The sequence below is a fragment of the Prauserella sp. PE36 genome (assembly GCF_003311655.1).
GTDB classification, from domain to species: Bacteria; Actinomycetota; Actinomycetes; order Mycobacteriales; family Pseudonocardiaceae; genus Prauserella_A; species Prauserella_A endophytica.
The window spans coordinates 65,900-84,175 of sequence record NZ_QEQT01000041.1 but is presented as its reverse complement, the minus strand read 5'-3'; the positions used below and the strand labels follow the sequence as shown (position 1 = coordinate 84,175).

Sequence of the window (18,276 nt, the reverse complement as noted above, 5' to 3'; positions counted from 1 at the left end):
CGTGCGTCCCACCCGGCGCGGAAGCGTGGTGTTCGTCCTCGCGGTGCTGCTGGTCGCGTTCGGACAGTGGGCCGGGCAGCCACTGCTGCGCGCGCTTGGCGGGATCCTGCTGGCCGCGGTGCTCGCCGCCGTCGCCGTGACCGCGCGACCCGTGCGGGTGGTGGTGACGCGCTCGGTCTATCCGGACCGGGTGGAGCGAGGCAGGCCCGTGCTGGCGCGGCTGCGCGTGCGCAACCCGGCGACGAGGCGGCAGTCGCCGTTCCTCGCCACGGACCGGGCTGGCGGCACGGCGCAGACCGTGCGGATCCGCGCGCTGCCGCCGTCGGCGGAGGCGACCTACCACTACGAGCTGACGATCTCCACGCGCGGCAAGGCCACCGTCGGACCGCTGCTGCTGCACCGGGCCGACCCGTTCGGGCTCGCCACCAACCGGCTGCCCACCGGGGAGACCGCGACGTTGTGGGTGCACCCCCGGCAGTACCCGGCGAGGGCGCTCGTGGGGGCGCACCCCAGGCACCACCACGAGGGCGCCATCACCGACGACCCGCTGCGCGGCTCGATGGACCTGCGCGACGTGCGCGAGTACGTACCAGGCGACGAGGTGCGGCACCTGCACTGGAAGGCCACCGCCCGCACGGGGCGGCTCATGGTGCGCGATCTGGCCGACCCGCAGCAGCCGAGGTTCACGGTGCTGCTGGACACGCGGGCGGGCTCGATGCCCCCGCCCGCGTTCGAGGAGGCCGTCGACCTCGCGGCGTCCCTGCTCGGTGCCTCTGCGAGGGAAGGCCAGCACAGCAGGCTCGTCACCTCCTCAGGGCTCGACGTGCCGACCCCCGGCGGCAGCCAGGCGGCCCGCACACTGCTCGACGAGCTGTGCCTGGTGCGCCCACACGGCGACGACGAGTCGCTGGTGCCCGCCGCGCTCGCCGCGAGCCGCGGGTTCGGCGGTTGCCTCGTGGTGGTCACGGCTGCGGACGCGGAGGTGACGTCGCTGGCGTGGCTGCGCAGCAGATACTCCACGATCTTCGTGTTCGCGATCGGCGCCGGAGGCGGGGCCGGGGCGGTCGCCGGGGCGCGCGTGCTCGTCGCCGAGGGCGCCGAGCACGCGGTGCGGCGGTGGAACGAGGTGATCGGATGACGGGGGAGCGGGTGCTGCCGACGGCCTGCGCGGTGTTGGCCGCAGTGGTCGCCGGGCTGTTGTTCGCGCCCGTCTTCGGTGTGCCCGCGCTGCTGTTGCCGCTGCTGGCCCCCGCCGCGGTGGTGCTCGCGGTCGCCGTGCTCGCCTCGCGCCGGGAGGGGCTGGTGCCGTGGCGGCCGGTGCTGACGCTGCTCGCGGGCCTGCTCGCGATCGTGGAGATCCTGTTGTTCCCCACCACGGCGGCGGGCATCCCGACCGGCGAGACGATCCGGGCGCTGTCCTCGGGTGCGACGGACTCGTGGCGGCTCGCGCTGCAGTCGACGTGGCCCGCACAGCCCGATCCCGCGCTCCTGCTGTTCGTGCCGCTGCTGACGCTGATCGCGTGCGTGCTCGGGGTCGAACTGCTGCACCGGTGGGGCGCGCTGCCCGCGCTGGTGCCGAGCTTCGCGGTGGTGGTGCTGAGCCAGTTCTACAGCGCGCTGAGCGGGATCGCGGCCACGGTCGCCGCGCTCACCTACGCCGCGGCGGCCGGGGCGCTGCTCGCCGCCACGCGGGCCGACCGCGTCGCCGACGACCGGCGCGGGCCCTCCGCGGTGCTGCTCGCCACTCCCGCGGTGACGCTCGCGATCGTCGGTGCGCTCGTCGGCGGCATGCTGCTGCCCTCGGGCGAGCCGAGGTACACGTTCCAGGACGAGGAGTTCGCCCCGCTCGCCGAGAGCAGCCTCACCAACCCGCTGGACGAGCTGTCCGACCGGCTGTCGCATCCGGACACCCCAGTGTTCACTGTGAACGGTGACGCGGGCGTGGACCGGTGGCCGGTGGTGGTGCTGTCCGAGTTCGACGGCGTCAACTGGACCCCTGGCAACCGGTACCGCAGGCTCGGCGAGACCCTCCCACCCGGCGACGAGATCACCGTGGACGTCGAGCGCAGGAGCGCCGAGATCCGCGACGTCCGGCTCGAAGGGCCGTGGCTGCCGAGCCAGTCGCTTCCCGCCGGGGTCGACGGCGTCGACCCGCTCGTGGAGGAGCGGCAGGGCTCGCTGCTGGTGCCGCGGACCGGGACGCCGGGGGAGTACTCGCTCAGCTGGTGGGAGCCGCGGGTCGCGCGGGACGCCTTCCGGGGCGCAGCCGTCGACCGGTCGCTGGCCGCCGAGCTCGGCGGGGTCGGGCAGGTGCCGCCGGGCATCGTCGAGCTGGCCGACCGGGCCGCCCCGGCGCGGCCGACGTTCCAGACCGCGCTGGCGCTGGAACGGTTCCTGCGCGAGGAGTACCGGCTGGCCACGGGGCAGAACCTGCCCACCGGTCACTCGTGGCCGCAGCTTGAGGAGTTCCTGCTGGAGACCCGGCGCGGCACCAGCGAGCAGTTCGCGGCCGCCTACGTCGCGCTGGCCCGCATCAAGGGCATTCCCGCACGGCTTGTCGTCGGTTTCCGGGCCCCCGCCGAGCGCGAGGCCGACGGGAGCTACACGGTGCGCAACGGTGACGCGCTGGCGTGGCCGGAGGTCGCCGTCGAGGGCGTGGGCTGGGTGCGGCTTGACCCGAGCGGCACGGCCGCCGCGCAGGGTGCCGGACCCAGCCGGGGAGTGGCGGCCGCCGCCGAGGAGGCGCGCGAGGAACTGCCGCCGTCGGACGAGCTGCGGGACGCACCGGTCGCGCCGGAACCGGCCGCGCTGGAGACCGGCACGGCGAGCGGCTGGTCGTCCTTCCCGTTCTGGACCCTGCTCGCGGTGCCCGCCCTCGCGGCGCTGCTGTGGGCGGTGGGCGTGCCGCTCGCGAAGGCGCTGCGCGCGCGGCGGCGCAGACGGCGGCCCGGCGCGGGTGCCGTGGTCGGTGCATGGGAGGAGGCGCGCGACCGGCTGCGTGCCTACGGCGTTCCCGTGTCCGCGGGGATGACGGTGCGCGATCTGACGAGCGCGGTCGCTGTCACCGACGGCGCGACGGTGGACGGCCTGCGCGCGCTGGGCGCCACGGTGGACTTCGCGCTGTGGTCGGGATCCGGCCCCGGCCCGGACAGCGGGCGGCACGCGTGGGCCGCGGTCAGGACCGTGCGCAAGGGGCTCGCCCGGCGTGGCCTGCGCGCACGCATCCGGGCGGCGCTGAACCCGCGCCCGTTACGGGCACCCCGTTAACCGGTGCAGGTGGCTTCCCGGATCGGTTTGGCCTGGGTCTCGTAGAAGCCTGCGCTGTTCGCGCCCTGGACCCGGAAGCAGTACTTGAGCACTGGGTCGATCTTCAGGCGGTACTCGGTCTGCCGCTGCACGAAGATCGTCTCGTTCGGCTGCCCCTCGGCGGCGACCACCACGGCGAAGTCGAGTGGCTCGCTGCTGCGCCAGGACAGCTCCACGTAGTCGCCCTTGTCCACGGGATCGTGGAGCTCGATGCGCACGGGCGGGGCGCTGGGCGCGGCGGGGGTGGTTCCCTCCGCGCGAGGGGGCGTTTCGGGCACGTCGAGCTTCGCCGGCTGGTTCAGCAGCAGGACCACCACGGCGACGGCGAGCACGGACAGCGCGCCCACGGCGGCGACGATCAGGCCCGCGCGCGGCTTGCCCTTCGGCCGGTCCTGCGGGCCGTACTGCACCAGCAGCTCACCCCTCGGCAACGGCGGAGGCGGCACGGGCGGCCGCGCGGGGGCGTAGGGCTGGGGCTCGGGGTACGGCTGGGGCTGCGGGGCGGGATTGGCCGGCACGGCGCCGCCGAAGTCGTCGAACACCGGCTGCGCCTGCGCGGGGCCGATCATGCCGCCGATGCGGGCTGCCACGGTCGCCGCGTCGAGGGGGCGGGCGTCGGGGTTCTTCGCCAGCAGCGCCGAGACGAGCTGCGCGAGCCCAGGCGGGAGGTCACCGCGTTCCAGCGGCGGCACCTCGCTGCTGAGCGCGCGCAGCAGCCGCTCGTCAACCTGCTCGCCGGGGCGCCCCTCGTGCGGCGACGAGCCCGACAGCGCGAAGTACAGCACCGCGCCGAGCCCGTACAGGTCGGTCCGCTCGTCCCTGGTGCCGTCCCGGACGGTCTCCGGCGCAAGGAAGCCGACTCCCGCGGTGACGTCGCCGGGGAACGCACGCCGCAACGTCAGGCCGAAATCGGCGAGCACCGGTTCCCCCGAGGGCCGGAAAAGCACGTTGCCGGGAGTGACGCCGCCGTGCACGAGCCCTGCCGCGTGCGCCACCGCGAGCGCGTTGGCGAGCGCGCCCCCGAGCGCGAGCGCGTCGGGGATGGTGAGTGGTCCGAACGAGGAGACGAGCTCGGGCAGCGACTGGGCGCACAGCTCCATCCGCAGCGCGGCGCGGCCGTCGGGCAGCTCCTCGACGCCGTCGGCGACGAGCACGTTCGCACTGGCGCGCAGCTCCCGCAGCTTGCGCAGCTCGGTGTCCAGCTCGCCGCGGGTGCGCCGGTCGATGGGTCCGGGGTAGGCCTTCAGCGCGAACGCGGCGCTGCCCTCCGGGTCGACCCCGGCCAGCACCGTGGCGACCGGACCCTCGCCGAGAGGAACCAGCTCGTCGTGTCCGGAAAGTGTCGTCATCGCGGTAGTCATTCTGACGCCATCCCGTCGTGTCCGGTAGCTGCCGGGTCCGTTCCCCTGTCTCGCTCGGGCGCTCATCGTAGGTAGCGACAGACCGGGAACGGGGCGCGACGGCCGCATGCTGCCGTCCACCGGGCAGGGCCGAAGGGACACGCGGATGACGACGACGAACCTCGTGCGGGTGACCATCGACGCACCGGCTCGCCGCATCGACCTCGCGCTGCCGGAGCGCTCATCGGTCGCCGAGATCCTGCCGGGGCTGCTGCGGCGCGCGGGCGAGAGCCTGCCCGACGACGGCGTCACCGAGGGCGGCTGGCTGCTGCGCCGCGCCGACGGCACGGCACTGGAGCTGGGGCGCTCGCTGGGCACGTACGGGATCAGGGACGGCGAGGTGCTGCACCTCGTGTCGCGCCGCCTGCATTGGCCCGAGCTGGAGTACGACGACCTCGCCGACACCATCGCGAAGGGCGCCGGGCGCACGGGCCGCCCGTGGGGTCCCGCGCACACGCGCGCCGCGGGGCTGCTGACCGGCGCGTTCGCCGCCCTGCTCGCGTTGCTGGCCGTGGTGCGGGCCGGTCCGCCGTGGACCACGCCGGCGTTGGCCGCTCTGGGGTTCTGCGCGCTGCTGCTCGCGGCAGGCACGGTGCTGGCCCGTGCGCTGGGCGACGCGGGCGCGGGGGCGGTGGTCGCGGCGCTGGCGCTGCCGTTCGGCTTCGCCGGTGGTGCGCTGCTGCTCGCGGACGGGCCGCCGCTCGCGGGGTTCGGCGCGCCGCACGTGCTCGCGGGCTCCTCGGCGCTGCTCGTGGCCTCGGCTTTCGGCTACCTCGGCGTCGTCGAGCGCGCCGAGGTGTTCATCGGCGGAGTCACCGCCGGCCTGCTGGGCACGCTCGCGTCGTGGCTCGCGACCATGGACTCGCTGGACGGCGTGGACGGCGCCGCGGTGGCGGTCGTGGTGGTGCTGCTGTTCTCGCCGCTGCTCGGCCCGCTGACGATCCGGCTCGGCCGGGTGCCGATGCCGGTGCTGCCGCGCAGCACCGCCGATCTCGTGCGCGACGACCCGCAGCCGCCACGGCACGCGGTCTACGCCGCCGTGCTGCGCGCGGACCAGTTGCTGACCGGCGTGATCGGCGGCGCGACGACGGTCGCCGTGCTCTGCCTCTTCCTCGTGGCGAGCGAGACGAGCACGTCGGTGATCGTGCTGCTGTCCGTGCTGGCGGCCGGTTTCTGCCTGCGGGCCCGGATCTACCCGGCGCTGCGGCACCGGGCGCCGTTGCTGCTCACCGGGGTGGCCAGCGCGGGCGCACTCGCCGTCGGCCCCGTGATGGCGAACGCGGGCGTGCTGCTCGCGATCACGGCACCCGCGCTGCTCGCCGTCGGCGGCCTGGCCGTGCTCGCCGGACTCGGTCACAGCAGGCGGTCGCCCAGCCCGTTCTTCGGCCGGGCCGCCGAGCTGCTGGAGGTGGCGATCGTGCTGGCGTGCGTGCCGGTGCTGTGCGCGGTGCTGGGTTTGTACGGGTTCGTGCGCGGACTCGGGGGCTGAGGCCGTGGCGTCCAAACGCGACCTGCTGCAGGCACACCAGTTCCTCGCCCAGCGGGCGATCTCGGCGCTGGTGACGAGGGAACCCGACCCCGAGCAGCCGCCGTTTCGCCGTCCCGGCGGAGCCGCGATCGGCAGCATCGTGGTGGCCGTGCTGGTGCTGGCCGGGTTCTGGGTGTACGGGCTGATCAACCCGGGCGGCAACACGTCGTGGCGGGACCGGCCCTCGGTGATCGTGGCGAAGGAGACCGGCACGCAGTACGTCTATCTGGACGGGGTGCTGCACCCGGTCGAGAACTACACCTCCGCGCTGCTCGCACTCGGCGAGCATGCCGAGACCGTGTCGGTGTCGAGCGACTCGCTGGCGGGCGTCCCCCGTGGACCACGTATCGGCATCGACGACGCGCCGGACACCCTCGTGGCGCGGGACAAGCTGCTCGCCGGAGGCTGGAGCCTGTGCTCCCGGCCCGTGCCCGACGCAGCCGGGTCCACTGTGGACGAGTCGGTGCTGCTGGTCGGCACGGGCGCGCGGGGCGGTACCCCGCTCACCGGTTCCGCTCTGCTCGTGGAGGTGCCTGCCAGCGGCGACCAGTACCTGATCGCGGACGGCCACCGGCACCTGATCCGGCAGTCGGACACGGTCGCCGTGGGCCTCGCGCTGCAGTCGGAGCCCAAGGCCAGGACGGGAATGCCGCTGGTGGACGTGCTGCCCTCGGGGGAGCCGATCGCGCCGATCCGGCTCGGTGACGTGGGCGCGCCGTCGTCCGCTGTGCCGGGGCGCGGCGACATCCGGGTGGGTCAGCTGCTCGTCATGGAGACCTCCGGGAGCAGCGAGCACTACCTCGCCGAGGCCGACCGGCTCCGGCCGATCTCCCCGCTGCAGTACGACATCCAGCGCGCCGACCCCGAGAGCAGGCGGGCGTACGGGGGCGAGCAGCCGGTCGGGGTCGCGCTCGGCCCGGCCGAGGTCGCCGAGGCCCGTGTGGCGCCGGCCGAGGAGCCCGGACCTGGTGCGGCGCCCGGCGAGCGGCCGCGCTTCGCCGAGGGGGGCACGATCTGCGCCATGTACGAACCGGGCGCGGCCGTGCCGGTGGTGCACGTGGATCCCCGGATCCCCGACCTGCCGACCGTGGCCACGCCTCGGCGCTCGGAGGCCGGGATGCCGCTGGCCGACCGCGTGCACGTCGAACCGGGCCGGGCGGCGCTGGTGGAGGTGATGCCGAGCGCCGAGGCGTACGCGGGCACGCTCGTGCTGGTGACCGACCAGGGCAGGGCGTACCCGCTCGCCGGTGCGGCGGTGCTGGACGTGCTGGGCTACGGCGGCGCGCAGCCCGTGCGGCTGCCCGCGGGGATCGTCAGCCGGGTGCCGATGGGCAGTGGTCTGGACCCGGCGACCGCGCTCAGCGGCTGACCGCCGATCGGAGCCGTTCGAGGTGCGCGCGGTGTGCGACCATCAGCTCGTCGAGCTTGTCCCGGGTCTCCATGAGCTCGGCGATGTGCGCGGAGAGCCGGTCGCGTTCCCTGGCCATGCGCTCCAGCGCGGCGTCGGAGTTCGTCTCACTCGGCGAATCGAGCTGGCCCGCTTGGACCTGGCCTACGTCCACCTCGAGGCCACCACGGACGAGGACGTGCTGCTGGGCCTGCGCCGGGCGTGGCCGGGAACCCTCGTCATGAGCCCGTCGCCGCCGATGGGTCCGAAGCAGACCGGACGGGCCGACGCGGACCATTGCTCGGGCTGGGCGCCGAGCTGATCAGCTTCGGCCGCGCGTTCCTCGCCAATCCGGACCTCGTCGAGCGGCTGCGCAACGCGCTCCCGCTCGCTCCCGTCGACGAGGCCACGTACTGCGTGGGCGGCGACGCGGGCTACCTGACCTACCCCGCCTACCAGTACAACAGTGCCCTAGTCGAGGTGCCGGTTGAGGACATCGGCCTCGGCGCGGAGCCGGTGCGCGTGGTCCGCGCGGCCGAGTTGCTCGTACTCGGCTGCGGCCGCCAGGCGTTCGCGCACCTCCCGCTCCAGGATCGCGCGCAGGTCGGCGGCGGTCAGCTCGCGGCGTCGCGCCTCGGCGGAGCCCAGCCCCGCGGTCGCTCCGGCGACGTGCTCGCTGCCGGCGACCGATGCGGAGGTCTCCCCGACGGGGAGCGCCTCGGCGTTGTCGATCGCCGCGAGTGCGGAGCGGAGCGCCGTGATGGCCGCCTTGTCCCTGGATTTGAGCGCTGCCTTGAGATCGGCACGCAAGCCTGCCCGCATGGGCGGGAAGCCTAGGCGGGGGCGGTGACGTGCGGCAACGGAGTTTCCCGTCAGGTTTCGGCAGGTGGGGGCGGCACCAGGAACATCTCGTCGGGCAGGTCGTCGCGGACGGGCTCGGCGGGCGGGAGCGCCGCGCGACGCGGCCGCCAGCGCGTGCGGCGGCCACGAACCAGCACCACCGCCGCCAGCGCGCCCAGCACCGCGGTCGTCACGGTGAGGATCGCGACCAGGCGCGCGTTGGAGGTGCTGTCCTCCCACCATGTGGCGAGCCGCATCTCGTCGGGGTCCGGCACGGGCCGCTGCACGGCAGGCAGGGCGGCGGGCTCCTCAGTGGACAGTCCGTCGGTCAGCGCCCGGTACGGGTTGACCATCCCGGCTCCGTAGGCGGCGCTGTCCCGGCCGCCCGGCGCCGGGGTCGCGGTGGCGAGGACGCGCCGCACGACCTCCTCGGCGGACAGGTCCGGCCACTTCGAGCGCACCAGCGCCGCGGTCGCCGACACGAACGGTGCCGCGTAGCTAGTGCCGTCCCGGTACCCGTGCCCGCCCGCTCGCATCGTGGAGAGCACGCCGCCGCCCGGCGCCACCAGGTCCACCTGCGGCCCGATCTGCGAGCTGGGCAGCCGGTTGCCCGCCATGTCCACGGCGCCGACGCCGAGCACCCCGTCGTAGCCCGCGGGGTAGGTGGGCCCGCCCGGCGCCGCGCCCTCCTGCGCGTTCCCGGCGGCGGCCACCACGACCACGTCCTTGTTCACGGCGTGCCGGATCGCGTCACGCACGTAGTGGTTGTCGAGTCCGCCCGCGACGGACAGGTTGATCACGTCTGCGCCGTGGTCGGCCGCGTACCAGATGCCCCTGGCGAGCACCTCGGGGTCGATGGCCTGCGCGGCGCCGTCGGTGGTGTCGCTCTCGCTGACGCGCACCGGCAGGATCGTCGCGTCCGGGGCTAGCCCGGCGAACCCGATGCCGGGAGTGGGCGCGGCGGCGATGATTCCGGCGACCCCCGTGCCGTGTGAGACGCAGTCGAAGCTGCCCGGCAGGTCGCCGACGAGGAAGAAGTCCTGGCCGCGCTGGACCTTCCCCGGCTGCCGCAGCTGCGGGTGGTCGGAGTCCACCCCGGAGTCGATCACGGCGACCACCACCCCGGCGCCGGTGCCGTGCCGCCGCACCGCCTGCGCGTCGAGCGTCCGCTGGGCCCACGGCAGCTCGGTGACCACGGGGCTCGCGGGCTCCGTCCTGCCGCACGCCCCCGGTGGTGGCGCGGCCGTGGCCATCCCGGGGTTCCCGCCGACGGCCGCCGCCGCGAGCGCGACGACCGCCGCGACCAACCTGGCTTTCATGGTGCTACGCGGAGGTTTCCCGGTGATCGGTGCCGGTCAGCCGGTTCACCGAGGTGGTGCCCTGACTCTCCGCGGCGACATAGTCGTTGACGCAGCCCATCGCGTCGTCGCACAGCCCGCCGTAAGCGCCGGGGATGGCGTCGGCCCTGGCGGTCAGCTGCTCCGCGAGCGGCAGGTAACGCTCCAGGAACGCCTGCGCCAGCGAGTCACCGCCGATCCCGGCCTGCCCCGCCTGGATGGCCCGCTTGTGGTTCTCCCACGCGCTGCCGAAGTCCTCGCCCGCTGCGCGTAGCCGGTTGATGCCCCGTGTCACGGCGTCCGGGTCCATGTCGTAGTCGGCCATCACAACTCTCCCTTGATCTTCCTGTCGAGCTGGTGCAAGAAGGGTCCGGTGTGGACGTCCGTCTCCTGGAACTTCGCGTTCGGTGGGAGGTACTGCTTCGTGATCTCGAACAGCTGTTCCTGCGACTGCGTCACCGCTTCCCTGATCGTGTCCACGATGGACGCGGCGAGCGCCTTCGAGTCGGTGGTCCGGTAGATCCTCGGGTCCAGGTACAGCTCGCTCAGCTCGCCGCGGCCCACCACCGTGGCGCTGATGAGCCCGTCAGGCGAGTCGGCGGTCGCCTCGATGTCCGCGATCCGCTGCCTGATCCGGAGCAGGTCGTCGCGCAGCCGTTCGTAGTCAGCCTTGCGCGCGGCTGGGTCGATCGTCGGCCGTACCATGTGGCCTCCTTGGTCTTTTCCGTGGTGACTCAGGTGTTCTCGCCAGGCGCCACCGCCCGGGTGTGCCGGGGGACCGGCCGCTCCTCCGGGCGCGGGGCGGGCTGCGCGGCCTCGCCGGTCGCCAGCCGGACCGTGCCGAGGAACCGCTGGAAGTCGCCCACCAGAGCCTCTACGTGGTCCCTGCTCGTGGTGAGCACGATCCGCAGTACCGCGCGCTTCCGGCTGTCCTCGACGTCGACCATCGCGAGGAACGCCTGGCACTGCACGGTTTCCGGCCCGACGAGCAGGATCTGTGCGAGCCCAGGTGAGTCCGGCGTGCCGACCTCCGTCCGGCTCAGCACCTCGACGTGGGCGCCGGACCGCCGCAGCATCGCGATGGCGTGGTCGGCGATCTCGGGCAGCCCGGTCTCGCCGGCCATCAGCTCGCCCGCGGCCGTGATGGTCGCGGCTTGCTCGGGGTGCACCGCGGCGACCACGCCGTCGGGCGTCTCGGCCTCCCGCGCACTCGGGGCCCGCCAGCCATCCGGTATCACGAACTCGATGGGAAAGGGCATTGTCGTGGTCATGACCGGTCTCCGTCAGAAGTAGTTGGCATAGGGCGACACGGGGCCGGGGTTGCGGAAGCCCTCGGCGATGGCCGAACCGACGTCCTTCAGGGTCTGGGTGGCCTTCTGCGGGTCGATCACGATCTGTCCCTCCAGCTTCCCGCCGATGCCGAGCGCGGCGCCGACCTTGCCGCCGATCACCCACTTGTCGCCCTGCTTGCCCGCGGTGAAGCCGCCGTCGAGCCCGATCCCGACCCGCGCCTCGGCCTTGCCGCCTGCGCCGATGCCGCCGTAGTCGGCGAAACCGCTCACGTTCGCCTTGGCTCCGGCGAAGGCGCCCGCCTCGGCACCGAAGAACCGCCCGCCGACGTCGAGTGACGCTTCGGCCTCGCCTCCTGCCAGCGCCTCCGCCCTGACTCGCGCCGAGGCGTCCCCGACATCGGTGCGCGTGGCCACCGAACCCCCGGCGCCCCAGGCCGCCTTGCCTTCGAACCGGCCTGCCTGCGGGGTCGGCGTGTCCAGCCACTCGGTGTACAGCGACCCGTCCTGCGGCAACCCCGTGCTGTGCCAGCCCGTGACCTCGGCCTCGAACTTGGCGGGCACGTCCTTGCCCGCGATCTCGAGCTCGCGCATCCCGGAGTCGACCTTGAACGACGCGTCCCGCACGGCGTCGTAGTTTCGCTCCAGTTGCCCGTCGCTCAGCCTGCTGCGGTCGATCTGGTCGCCCGTCTTGTTGGCGCCGAACAGTTTCTCGCCTGCCGGGCCGCGCAGCTGGCCCTTCTTGTCGCCCAGCTCGATGTCGAGCCGGTGGGGTATCTCCTGCGGCGGCTTCTCGTGCTGGACCGGGCTGACGTTCCAGCCCTCGAAGGCGCCGCGGACCTGTTCCTTCGCCTGCTCCGTCATCGCCTGGCCGCGGGCGACGAGGTCCCGCACCACCCGCTCCTCGGCGAAGGCGGCTTCACCGGGCGGCATCGTCCGGCTCAGGTCGAAGATCGGGCGGCCGTCCTCGATCTCGGCCAGCCGGCCATCCCTGAGCGCGTCCACGGTGTCGGCGCCCCTCGCGAGACCGTCACCGAGCTTGGTCATCTCCTCCCCGACGGCTCTGGTCCGCTCGGCCTCGGCGGTCGCCTGCTCGCCGAACTGCTGCCCCGGACGGCCACGCCAGTCGGGACCGGCGGCGTGGGCGACCTTCAGCGCCTCGTCGGCGGCCTGCTGTCCCTGGGTTCCGGTCTGCTTCAGCCCGTCGGCCGCGGCGCGGAGCGCCTTCGGGTCCGTCTCGGGCAGTGGGGCTTCGGCGAGCACACGGTCCTTGAGCTCGTCACCACTGGCCTGGTTCCCGTCCTGCGGCGCGGGCCGGCCCTGCTCGCCGGGCGCGGGTTGCTGACCGGGCGCCGCCGGTGGGCCGGGGTCCGTCTCTCCGGGTGCCTCGCCCGGTGCGGCGTCGGCCTCGCCGCCGTCCGGTGCGGGCTCCCCGGGTTCGGCGTCCGCCGGTGGGGTCTCGGCGGGAGGCTGCTCGGCGGACGGCTCCTCCGCCGGTGGCTGTTCGGCGGGCGGTTGTTCCGCGGGAGGCTCCTCTGCCGGTGGCTGTTCGGCGGGCGGTTGTTCCGCGGGAGGCTCCTCTGCCGGTGGCTGCTCCGCGGGAGCCGGTTCGGCGGGCGGCTCCTCCGCCGGTGGGGCCGGGGCGCCACCGGTGCCCCCTGCTTCCTCGGCCATCTCGGTACTCCCTGGGACAGTCGATCACCTGAGCCGAACCCCAGTGTTGTGGTGGCACGCGCGATGCGGCGGCCGGTGGCCTGTTCCGGCCAGCCGATCTCGGCCTTCACGTCATCGCGGGCAATCCGCCGAGGGTGCGGTGAACCGTCATCGCGGCACCGGGAAGTCCTCGGCGCCTCCGCTGGGCACGAGCCGGGTGTAGTCCCCGTTGAACACCACGAGCTTCCCCTCGCGCACGGCCCGCTCGATGACCCCGCGAAGCATGTCGTCCGGGGCATCGGGGCCCAGGCTTTCGGCGATCTGCCTGCCGATCTGGTTGTTGTACAGATCCATCGCCTCCGCCCGTGCCTCGAACATCGGGTCCTGCTCGGGGTCGTCGGGGCGCCGCTCGTGGCCGGTGCCGACCCTCGCGGCCGACGACTCGCCGAACGCGTTGGTCATCAGCGCGTTCCAGTAGGCGTGCCGGAACGCGTCGCGGTGGTTGTTGCCGGTGCCGCTCCGGCCGCCCAGCGGGCCCTCGTCGCCGTCCGGGTCGGGGAACACCCGCAGGGGAGCGTTGGAGGCCGTGTCCTCCATCAGCAGGTGCCGTGCCGGATCGCCGCCCTCCAGGCTCGCCAGCGCTTCGCTCCACGTGAACGTGTGGCCTCCGGCCTGGATCGGCGGAAGCCAGTCGTCCTCGACCTGGTAGTCGCGTAGCAGGTCCTCATCGGACGGTGGGGCCGGGAGGTTCGTGACGGGGTCGTCCTGCCCGGCCTTTTCCAAGGCGTTCTGGGCCTCGGTCAGGTTCCGCGCCGCCTGCTGAACGGTTCCGGAGGCCGCCTCGTAGAGGTCGGGCTTGCCGGGTTCGGCGGGCCCGTCCGGCTCGGTGACCCCTTCCCACGCCTGTCGGATACTCGCCTGCACGGCGGCGTGGTTCTGCCGGGTCGCCTCCGCGGTCGAGGCGGTGACCTGCGTTTCGGCGACCTCTCTTTCGCCGTTGGGCAACAACGTGCGCGCGAGCTGCCAGTCGCCCTCGCCCCGCGTGAGCAGGTCCTCGTCAGTGAGCCTTGCCTGGTCGGCGTGGTCCGCGCTCACCCTCGCCGCGTTGGCCACCGACTTGGCGAGCTCGCCCGTCGCCCTGCCGTTCGCGGTCAGCTCGGCCGCGCGGCGTCCCGCCTCGTCGGCCGGTGCGCCTCTCCAGCCCTGCTCGGTGGCCGCCCACGCGCGTGTGCCCTCCTCGGTGGCGGTGGTCACGCGCTCGTCCGCCTTGTCCAGCTCGTCGGCCACCGCGCGCATCCCCTCGCCCGACGCGACGGGCGGCTCCTGCGCGTGGACCGCCTCGCGGAACTCGCTGGGCGCCTCATCGGCTTGCGGTCCCGTGTGCTGCTCGGTGGGTTCGCCCTCGGTCCGTTCTTCGCCGGGTTGCCCGGCTTCGGCGGGTGGTGTCGCGGACCCGGCGGAACCTTCCCGCTCGGCCGATGCTTCCTGCTCTGCCGGAGTCTGTCCGGCTGGCGCGTCCTGCTCCGCGGGCGCCTCGGATGCGGGCTGCTCGGCGGGTGCGGACTGCTCTGCGGGCGCCTCGGGTGCGGGCTGCTCGGCGGGTGCGGACTCGGGCGCCGGTGCCTCGCCGCCGGGTGCTTCCTCGGCCATCTCGGTGCTCCTCGGGGACTCAACCGGTGGTGAACGAGATCGGCGTGCCGTCGGGCAGCTCGTGGAGCTGCCGGGCGATGGCTCCGCGGCTCCGCATGGCGGTCACCGCGTCGCGCGCGACGAGGTTGTCGAGCCCGTACGCGCCACCCAGCACGAACGGCGTGAGCGGCAGCAACCGCTCGTCGTGACCGAGCGCGCCGTGGGTGTCCTGCCACAACCTGGCGAGCGGACCGGCGCCACGCGGGCCGGGATCCTCCAGCAACCACGTGGCCCAGTCACCGAGCCCGGCGCCGATGGCGGTGCGCTCGCCGGTCTCGGGATCGAACGACACGACTCGCCGATCGTCCTCGATGGCGAACTGCACGCCGAGGAGGTCCTGCGCGAAGCACAGCAGCCCGTCGGCGACATCGCCGTAGGTGTCCTTCCAGGTGTCCTCGGCGTTCCACGCCGCGAGTTCCGGGCCGAGCCCGGACGGTCCGGCGTGGAAGACCTGGACGCCGTAGTCGAACAACGCGAACCCGTTCAACGTCGACAGCAGCTCGGCGAGCTGACGCGAAGGCCCGGCGCCGAGTTCGACGTCCACGGGTGAGCCGAGCGGGCCCCTGGCGCGCTCGAGGAGTTCTGTCAGCGCAGTGTTCATCGGAAGGTCCTCAGTTCGATCAGGTCGCCGTTGTCGACGCGACCGTCACCGAAGAACGGCAACCCGGTCCCGTCGAGCTGACGCTGGATGGACGCGTCGCGTCCGTTGATCTGGTTGCCCATCGACGAGCCCGCGCCGCGGTTGTCGGAGAACGGGACGTACTTGACGCTCTTGTCACCGGTCGTCTTCGCGACGGCGGGTGGGTACTCGTCGCGATCGAGTGTCGAACTCGGCGGAACCGCGCCGATGGCAGCCGCACGGCGGCCCGCCGCCCCTTCGCGATCGACCTCGAACACCCGTCCCATCGGGGGGCCTGTCTCGCGTTGGTGCCCTTGCCAGATGGTTCCGCTCTGTGCTTCGTCGATGTGCAGCGCGGAATGCTCGTGGAGCTTGTGGGAGATGTAGACGGTCCGTGCCCGGTCGGTTCCGTCCAGGCCCTGTGCGGCGTCGTAGACGGAGTTCCGGATCCCCGCGCCGGTCGCCAGCGCCTCCTGGCCGACGACATCGCCTGCCGCATCGGCGGCGCCTGCCACGGCGAGGCCCGCCTCCGCCTGTCCCAGAGCCGCGAGGCCGGCTCCGACGGCGGAGCCTGCGGCGTCGAGGACGTCGTCGGCGGCCTCGCCGAGGTGCAGTGCGGAATCCACGACGACGTCGCCCGCGTCGCGCAGCTGGTCCGTCGCGCTGTCGAGCTCACCGAACGCCTCGCCGATCTCGGCCCCGGCCTCGGCGAGATTCTCGGCGTCTTGGCCGACGCCTTCGCCGATCGCCGCGCCGATGTCGTTGCCGGTCTCCACCCAGTGTTCGACGTTCTCGGCGACACCTTCCCCGATCTCGGCCCCTACGTCTCCGGGTATCTGCCAGAGGTCTCCCTCGCGGATGCCGTCGCCGATCTCGTCGGACACCTCGCCGAGTGTCTCCATGCCGTTGCCAACGGTGCCGACGACGCCGTCCACGTACTCGCCGAGGAGTTCCCCGCCCGTCTCCAGTTCGCCGCCGATGGCGTCACCGACTCCCTCGCCGACCGCCCGCCCGACCGGCCCGCCGACCAGCTCACCCGCTGACTCGGCCACGTCGCTCACGAAGCTCCCCGCGTGCTCGCCTGCCTCGCTGATCACCTCGTCCGCCTTGTTGCCGAAGTCCTCGACCGCGTCCGAGGCGCTGCTCAAGAGGTCCCCGGCGCCGTCGTAGATCTCCTCCCAGGTGCTCCGGATGCCCGCCTCCGCGGCGGCGTGACGTTGCCGGGTCTCCGCCACGGTCGACGAGACGGTCTGCGCCTCGGCGACCTGTCGCTCGCCCTCCGGCAGCAACGCGCGGGCGGTCATCCAGTCGCCCTCGCCGGTAACGAGCGACTGCTCGTCGGCCCGCCTGGTCTCGGTGACCAGCTCCGCGCTCTTACCGGCCGCTTCGGACACCGAGTTCGCCAGCTCGCCCGTCGCCCGGTTGCTCTCGGCCAGCTCGGCCGCCCGTTTTCCGGCCTCCGCGGCAGCCGGGTCGTTCCACCCGCCCTCGGTCTCGGCCCAGGCGCGTTCGGCCTTGTCGGCGGCGGTGGAGGCCGTGTCGCGGACCTTGCTCGCCTCCTCGGCCACCGTTCGCATCCCGTCGGGCGGACCGACCGGCGGTTCCTGTTCGTGTACCGCGTCCCGGAACTCGTTCGGGGCCTCCTCGCCGTCCGGTTCCCGCTGGGCGGGTTCGGCGGGCCGCTGCGCCTCCTCGCCTCCGGGCTCCGGCTCGCTCGGCGGGGACTCGTCGGAGGGAGGCGCGTCCTCCGGCTGCGCCGACTGATCCTCGGCGGGCGCCTTCTCCGCCGCGGCCCCGGCTTCGGACGCCTTCTCGGCTTCGGGCGCCGGTTCGGGTGCGGACTCCTCGGCGGGTGCGGGGTCCGCGGGTGCCGACTCCTCGGCGGGTGCGGGATCTGCGGCGGGCTCGGCCGCCCCAGGATCGGCCATGACGGTCTCCTTCGCGCGTCACGCGAATCGCATGTGGACACCCACTGTGCCGGAGAGAACGGGCTCACCTTCGCCGTTGTCCCTTTCCGGCCAAGAAAAATGTCCCGGCACGCTCACGCGCACCGGGACATCTGGCGACCGCGGTCGTCACATGCTCGAACCGAGCCGCCCGCAGGATCGCTGCACCGCGGCCATGTTCTCGTGGTTGCAGGTCTGCACGCCCTGGTTCATGGCCTGCATCAGTTCCTGCCCCGCGGCCATCACCTGCTGGCACGCCCTGCTGATCTCGGCGAACTGGCCGCCGGCCTGGTCGAGCCAGTCGGCCTGGGTCATGCCCGATGCCTGACCCCAGTTGTCGATCGACTGCTGAACGCCGTTGACGCAGCCGTTCATGTTCATCGAAAGGCCGTCCAGCGCACCGAACATCGCGAGTTTACGCATGGTTCAACTCCTTTCCGTCATCTCAGGAAGTGCGAAGCACCCCGGCGAACGCGTACGTCGAACCCGAGGACGAGCCGCCGTCGTCGTCGCAGTGCTCGCCTGCCTCGCCGCCGCCCTTGCCGGACGCGCCGCCACCACCGGAGTCGCCGGAGTCGCCGTCGCCGGAGTCTCCGCCGTCGCCGCCTCCGGAGTCACCGCCGCCGAGGTCACCGAGGCCACCGCCGAGGTCGCCGGCGAGGCCGAGGTCACCCCCGAGCGCACCGCCGAAGCCGCCACCGCCACCGAAGCCGCCGCCGAACCCGGTGTCGCCACCACCGAATCCGCCGCCGAACCCGAAGCCACCGCCGAACCCGGAGGCACCACCGCCCTGTGCGCCGTTGAAGCACGCGGCGCCCTGCTGGTCGGTGTTGATGTAGTCGTTCATGGCGAACTGGGTGTCGCCGCCCAGCTTCTCCAGCTTCTGCAGGAGGTTGCGGATCGCCATGTCCCACTTCTTGTGCGCGACGAGCAGCGCCTGTGACTGCTCCATGTTCCACTGCGCGGGGATGACGGTGTTGACCTCACCCTCGAGCTTGCTGCGGTGACCCTCGATCTCCTGCACCACCACAGCCGCCATCTGGACCACTCGCGCGAGTGTGTCCGTGTTGGCGTCCATCAGACCGCTACCGGTCACAGGATTCTCCTTCCATCCTTCCGGCTCGCGCCGGTTGAGCGTCCCCGCGAGCCGCCTCACGGATCGACGTCGAACGGCACACGGGCACGAGCGGACGCTAGCCCGGCAGCGGCACTCGCCAGTGGCGCGCGGCACGTTCCTGCCAGGTCAGCCCACCGGGTACCGGACCGCGGCGAGAATCGCCGA

Annotated in this window: 18 protein-coding genes; 5 read left to right on the top strand and 13 right to left on the bottom strand. The window is 73.4% G+C overall.

What is annotated here, in order from left to right; all coding sequences use genetic code 11:
• Position 1: 1 nt before the first annotated feature.
• Together DI005_RS06945 and DI005_RS06940 are read left to right on the top strand one after the other, a co-directional pair.
• The gene (locus DI005_RS06945; protein WP_113641594.1) at positions 2–1,138 is read left to right on the top strand and encodes a DUF58 domain-containing protein; all 1,137 of its coding nucleotides are present in this window, start codon (positions 2–4) and stop codon (positions 1,136–1,138) included.
• Positions 1,135–3,267 (top strand): transglutaminase domain-containing protein, encoded by a 2,133-nt coding sequence (locus DI005_RS06940; protein WP_113641593.1) that lies wholly within the window; start codon positions 1,135–1,137, stop codon positions 3,265–3,267. Before DI005_RS06945 ends, DI005_RS06940 begins: the two co-directional genes overlap by 4 nt.
• Here the strand turns inward: DI005_RS06940 and DI005_RS38485 are convergent.
• Positions 3,264–4,655 (bottom strand): protein kinase, encoded by a 1,392-nt coding sequence (locus DI005_RS38485; protein WP_199542587.1) that lies wholly within the window; start codon positions 4,653–4,655, stop codon positions 3,264–3,266. The genes DI005_RS06940 and DI005_RS38485 overlap by 4 nt on opposite strands.
• 157 nt (positions 4,656–4,812) lie before the next feature.
• Between DI005_RS38485 and eccD the strand changes: the two genes are divergently transcribed.
• Positions 4,813–6,195 (top strand): type VII secretion integral membrane protein EccD, encoded by a 1,383-nt coding sequence (gene eccD, locus DI005_RS06925; protein ID WP_113641591.1) that lies wholly within the window; start codon positions 4,813–4,815, stop codon positions 6,193–6,195.
• A 4-nt stretch (positions 6,196–6,199) separates the two neighbouring features.
• A complete protein-coding gene (eccB, locus tag DI005_RS06920) occupies positions 6,200–7,603 on the top strand; it encodes a type VII secretion protein EccB (protein ID WP_113641590.1) in 1,404 nt (467 codons plus the stop codon).
• Here eccB and DI005_RS06915 read toward each other — a convergent pair.
• Positions 7,593–7,796 carry a hypothetical protein gene (locus tag DI005_RS06915; RefSeq protein WP_199542574.1) on the bottom strand — a complete coding sequence of 68 codons (204 nt, stop codon included), beginning with the start codon at positions 7,794–7,796 and terminating at the stop codon, positions 7,593–7,595. The genes eccB and DI005_RS06915 overlap by 11 nt on opposite strands.
• Here DI005_RS06915 and DI005_RS38480 point away from each other — a divergent pair.
• Positions 7,776–7,943, top strand: coding sequence for a hypothetical protein (locus DI005_RS38480; protein ID WP_199542572.1), 168 nt, complete (start codon positions 7,776–7,778; stop codon positions 7,941–7,943). The two genes, DI005_RS06915 and DI005_RS38480, sit on opposite strands and share 21 nt — an antisense overlap.
• 149 nt (positions 7,944–8,092) lie before the next feature.
• Here DI005_RS38480 and DI005_RS06905 read toward each other — a convergent pair whose 3' ends face one another.
• The 11 genes from DI005_RS06905 to DI005_RS38865 form a co-directional block, all read right to left on the bottom strand.
• Positions 8,093–8,443 (bottom strand): GatB/YqeY domain-containing protein, encoded by a 351-nt coding sequence (locus DI005_RS06905; RefSeq protein ID WP_112271485.1) that lies wholly within the window; start codon positions 8,441–8,443, stop codon positions 8,093–8,095.
• Between the two features lie 50 nt (positions 8,444–8,493).
• Positions 8,494–9,780 (bottom strand): type VII secretion-associated serine protease mycosin, encoded by a 1,287-nt coding sequence (mycP, locus tag DI005_RS06900; protein ID WP_113641589.1) that lies wholly within the window; start codon positions 9,778–9,780, stop codon positions 8,494–8,496.
• Between the two features lie 4 nt (positions 9,781–9,784).
• Positions 9,785–10,123, bottom strand: a complete 339-nt coding sequence (locus DI005_RS06895) for a hypothetical protein (RefSeq protein WP_112271489.1) — start codon at positions 10,121–10,123, stop codon at positions 9,785–9,787.
• Entirely contained in the window at positions 10,123–10,503 is a 381-nt protein-coding gene (locus DI005_RS06890) for a YbaB/EbfC family nucleoid-associated protein (protein WP_112271491.1), read from the bottom strand. The genes DI005_RS06895 and DI005_RS06890 overlap by 1 nt, the downstream gene beginning before the upstream one ends.
• A gap of 29 nt (positions 10,504–10,532) precedes the next feature.
• Complete coding sequence (locus DI005_RS06885) at positions 10,533–11,069, bottom strand: hypothetical protein (RefSeq protein WP_113641588.1); 537 nt, start codon at positions 11,067–11,069, stop codon at positions 10,533–10,535.
• 12 nt (positions 11,070–11,081) lie between these two features.
• Positions 11,082–12,761, bottom strand: coding sequence for a hypothetical protein (locus DI005_RS38475; protein WP_199542569.1), 1,680 nt, complete (start codon positions 12,759–12,761; stop codon positions 11,082–11,084).
• A 147-nt stretch (positions 12,762–12,908) separates the two neighbouring features.
• Positions 12,909–14,390 (bottom strand): hypothetical protein, encoded by a 1,482-nt coding sequence (locus DI005_RS06875; RefSeq protein ID WP_113641587.1) that lies wholly within the window; start codon positions 14,388–14,390, stop codon positions 12,909–12,911.
• Between the two features lie 19 nt (positions 14,391–14,409).
• Entirely contained in the window at positions 14,410–15,030 is a 621-nt protein-coding gene (locus DI005_RS06870; RefSeq protein WP_112271498.1) for an SMI1/KNR4 family protein, read from the bottom strand.
• The gene (locus DI005_RS06865) at positions 15,027–16,976 is read right to left on the bottom strand and encodes a hypothetical protein (RefSeq protein ID WP_113641586.1); all 1,950 of its coding nucleotides are present in this window, start codon (positions 16,974–16,976) and stop codon (positions 15,027–15,029) included. The genes DI005_RS06870 and DI005_RS06865 overlap by 4 nt, the downstream gene beginning before the upstream one ends.
• 147 nt (positions 16,977–17,123) lie before the next feature.
• Entirely contained in the window at positions 17,124–17,417 is a 294-nt protein-coding gene (locus DI005_RS06860) for a hypothetical protein (RefSeq protein ID WP_110341746.1), read from the bottom strand.
• Between the two features lie 22 nt (positions 17,418–17,439).
• Entirely contained in the window at positions 17,440–18,090 is a 651-nt protein-coding gene (locus DI005_RS38865) for a hypothetical protein (RefSeq protein ID WP_233520020.1), read from the bottom strand.
• Positions 18,091–18,276 lie beyond the last annotated feature (186 nt).